The organism is Pseudomonas sp. P5_A2_2 (assembly GCF_054177685.1).
Genome location: NZ_JBGCUL010000440.1, coordinates 1 through 3,706 on the forward strand (window position 1 = coordinate 1; position 3,706 = coordinate 3,706).

A 3,706-nucleotide genomic window follows, 5' to 3' on the forward strand; every position below is an offset into this window, starting at 1 on the left:
GATCGAGTACCGTGTGATTCCGGACCAGATCTTCAAGAGCATCAGTTACGAAGGCGTGCCGGACATTCGCATCATTGTTTTGATGGGCTACCCGGTGATGGCCATGCTGCGCCTGCCGACGCGCCAGTCCAACGGCAAGGCCAACCTGCACCAGGGCGCCATCGGCGTCGGTGTGGACCTGGCCACCGGCCTGACCCTGCGCGGCACCTGGCTGAACAACATCATCAACAAACACCCGGACACCACCAACGCAGTGGATGGCGTGCAACTGCCCTACTGGGACGGTTTCATGAAACTCGCCGCCGGCTGTTATGAGTTGTGCGGCTTGGGCTACATCGGTGTCGACATGGTCCTGGACCAGGACAAAGGCCCGCTGATTCTGGAGCTCAACGCCCGGCCGGGGTTGAATATCCAGATTGCCAATGACTGCGGGCTGACGTTGCGTACTCATGCGGTGGAAGCACGATTGGAAGACCTGAAGGCTCGTGGCGTGACCGAATCGGTCAAAGAGCGCGTGGCGTTTGTGCAGGAGATGTTTGGGCATATTCCTGCGGTCGAAGGCTGATCTTTTGTGGCGAGGGAGCTTGCTCCCTCGCCACAGAGTTTTGTTTCGGCCGTTATCAATATGCCTCTTTCCAACATCCCTCTAGGACCAAATCCTGCAGAGGTCTACAATCGCCACCCCGCCTCAATGGCTGATCTCCCCCGCCCATGCTGACCTGTTCCGTACACCCGCTGCCCTATCGTGCCAACCCCGCCGAGTATTTCACGGCGATACGTCATGCCCCCGGCGCCGTGCTGCTCGACAGCGGTCGCCCCAGTGCTGACCGGGGTCGCTATGACCTGCTCAGCGCCTGGCCGCTGGAACAATTGACGGTATCGCCCGACGAAAGTGGCGAAGCTTTCCTGCAACGCCTGCGCGATAACCTGACACGCCTGGGCGAAGCCGCTCTGCCAACACCCTATGAGTTGCCGTTTGCCGGTGGATTGATCGGCTACCTGAGTTACGATTTCGGCCGACATCTGGAGCGCCTGCCGAGCCAGGCACAGGACGACCTGCAACTGCCTGACGCGCGTTTCGGCCTGTACGGCTGGGCATTGGTCAGCGATCACCGTTCACTGACCAGTCAATTGGTGTTCCACCCGACACTGCCAGAGAGCGAGCGTCAGCGCCTGATCGATCTGTTCAACCAACCGGCACCTGAAGCGGTCGCGCCCTTCAAACTGCTCACCCCGATGACTGCCGAGTTGAGCGCTGACCAGTATCAACAGGCAATCGGGCGCATCCAGCAATACATTCAGGCCGGCGACTGTTATCAGGTCAACTTCGCCCAGCGTTTTCGAGCGCCCTGCCAGGGTGATCCGTGGATCGCTTACTGTGCGCTGCGCGCAGCGTGCCCGACGCCTTTTTCCGGTTTTCAGAGCCTGCCTGACGGCGATGCCGTACTCAGCCTGTCGCCGGAACGCTTCGTCAAAGTCAGCCAGGGTCATGTGGAAACCCGTCCGATCAAGGGCACTCGCCCGCGGGGCCTGACGCCTGAGCAAGACGCCGCGAACGCCGCCGAATTGCTGGCCAGCCCCAAGGATCGCGCGGAAAACCTGATGATCGTCGACCTGCTGCGCAATGACCTCGGCCGGACCTGCCGCACCGGTTCAGTACGAGTGCCGGAGTTGTTCAGCCTGGAAAGCTATCCAAACGTACATCACCTGGTGAGCAGCGTCACCGGTGAACTGGCGGATGGGCGCGATGCCCTGGACCTGATCGCCGGCAGCTTCCCCGGCGGCTCGATTACCGGCGCGCTAAAGATTCGCGCCATGCAGATCATCGATGAACTGGAACCGACCCGACGCGGACTGTATTGCGGTTCATTGGTCTACCTGGACGTGCGWGGCGAAATGGACAGTTCCATCGCCATCCGTAGCTTGCTGGTCAAGGACGGGCAGGTGTGTTGCTGGGGCGGCGGCGGGATTGTCGCGGACTCGGAGTGGCAGGCTGAGTATCAGGAATCAATCACCAAGGTGAAGGTGTTGCTCGATACCCTGCAAAACCTCTGACACCCCTGCTCCTACAGGCAATGTGTTTACAAACTCAAGGTCCGGTTCGAAGCCTTGATGAACTCCTGCTTCAACGCTTCAAACGTATGCACCGCCGGGAACTGCGGGAACTGCGCAATCACGTTTTCCGGCGCATGGAACAGAATCCCGGCATCGGCCTCGCCCAGCATCGTGGTGTCGTTGTAGGAATCCCCCGCCGCGATCACCCGGTAGTAGAGGCTCTTGAAGGCCAGGACCGACTGACGCTTGGGATCTTTCTGACGCAGTTGATAATCAGTGACTCGCCCGCTGTCGTCAGTAATCAGGCGATGGCAGAGCAAGGTCGGGAAGCCCAGCTGGCGCATCAGCGGCTGGGAGAACTCATAGAAGGTGTCCGACAGGATCACCACCTGGAAGCGCTCGCGCAACCAGTCGACGAACTCGATGGCGCCATCCAGCGGCTTGAGCGTGGCGATCACTTCCTGAATGTCGGAAAGTTTCAGGCCGTGCTCGTCGAGAATCCGCAGGCGCTGCTTCATCAGCACGTCGTAGTCGGGAATGTCCCGGGTGGTGGCCCTGAGGGATTCGATCCCGGTTTTTTCGGCGAAGGCGATCCAGATTTCCGGGACCAGCACACCTTCTAGATCCAGACAGGCAATTTCCACAAGACACTCCCATTTGTATTGATTATTGAGTCGGGCGAGCAAAAAGATTGCCGAACTCTAGCGACTCGGGCCTGCCTGCGCAACGCAGAGGATGCCCCGATCGGCGCAGCTTTTTGTTACCATCGGCCTTATATAGAGCGCCCAGCGCCACCGACCTGTAGGAAGCCGCCCTGATGAGCCCAACGTTCGACGTCGTGGAACTCGCCACGACCTATGCCAACAAATCCGCCCAGGACATCCTGAAACTCGCGTTTGCCGAGTTCGGTGATGACTTGTGGATATCTTTCAGCGGCGCCGAGGACGTGGTGCTGGTGGACATGGCCTGGAAGCTGAACAAGAACGTCAAGGTGTTCAGTCTCGACACCGGCCGCCTGCACCCGGAGACCTACCGTTTCATCGATCAGGTACGCGAGMACTACAAGATCGACATCGAACTGGTGTCGCCGGACTACACGAAACTCGAACCCTTCGTGAAGGAAAAGGGCCTGTTCAGCTTCTACAAGGACGGCCATGGCGAATGCTGCGGCATCCGCAAGATCGAACCCCTGCGCCGCAAGCTGTCCGGCGTGAAAGCCTGGGCCACCGGCCAGCGCCGCGACCAGAGCCCGGGGACCCGCAGCGCCGTCGCGGTGATGGAAATCGACACCGCGTTCTCCACCCCGGAACGCACCCTGTACAAGTTCAACCCGCTGGCGCAAATGACCAGCGAAGAGATCTGGGGTTACATCCGCATGCTGGAGCTGCCGTACAACAGTCTGCACGAGCGCGGCTTCATCAGTATCGGCTGCGAACCCTGCACCCGCCCGGTACTGCCGAACCAGCATGAGCGCGAAGGCCGTTGGTGGTGGGAAGAAGCGACGCAGAAGGAATGCGGGCTGCATGTGGGGAATATCATCAGCAAGTCGAAAGCCTGATCCCAAGCCTTGTGAAATCCCCCCCTCCCACATTGGTTATGTGTCTGCTCACAAAAAATGTGTACACACGAATGTCACCATCGGTGCCATTTG

Annotated in this window: 3 protein-coding genes and 1 pseudogene; 3 read left to right on the forward strand and 1 reads right to left on the reverse strand. The window is 59.7% G+C overall.

Annotation, left to right across the window (positions count from 1 at the left end; all coding sequences use genetic code 11):
* A pseudogene (rloC, locus tag ACXRVY_RS20000) lies at positions 1-565 on the forward strand (alpha-L-glutamate ligase-like protein RloC); the annotation flags it as partial.
* Between the two features lie 146 nt (positions 566-711).
* The gene (pabB, locus tag ACXRVY_RS20005; protein ID WP_458238061.1) at positions 712-2,055 is read left to right on the forward strand and encodes an aminodeoxychorismate synthase component I; all 1,344 of its coding nucleotides are present in this window, start codon (positions 712-714) and stop codon (positions 2,053-2,055) included.
* A gap of 26 nt (positions 2,056-2,081) precedes the next feature.
* Here pabB and thrH read toward each other — a convergent pair whose 3' ends face one another.
* On the reverse strand, positions 2,082-2,699 hold the full coding sequence (gene thrH / locus ACXRVY_RS20010; protein WP_223462945.1) for a bifunctional phosphoserine phosphatase/homoserine phosphotransferase ThrH: 618 nt from the start codon (positions 2,697-2,699) through the stop codon (positions 2,082-2,084).
* A gap of 173 nt (positions 2,700-2,872) precedes the next feature.
* Between thrH and ACXRVY_RS20015 the strand changes: the two genes are divergently transcribed.
* A complete protein-coding gene (locus tag ACXRVY_RS20015; protein WP_458238062.1) occupies positions 2,873-3,613 on the forward strand; it encodes a phosphoadenylyl-sulfate reductase in 741 nt (246 codons plus the stop codon).
* The last annotated feature ends 93 nt before the right edge of the window (positions 3,614-3,706 follow it).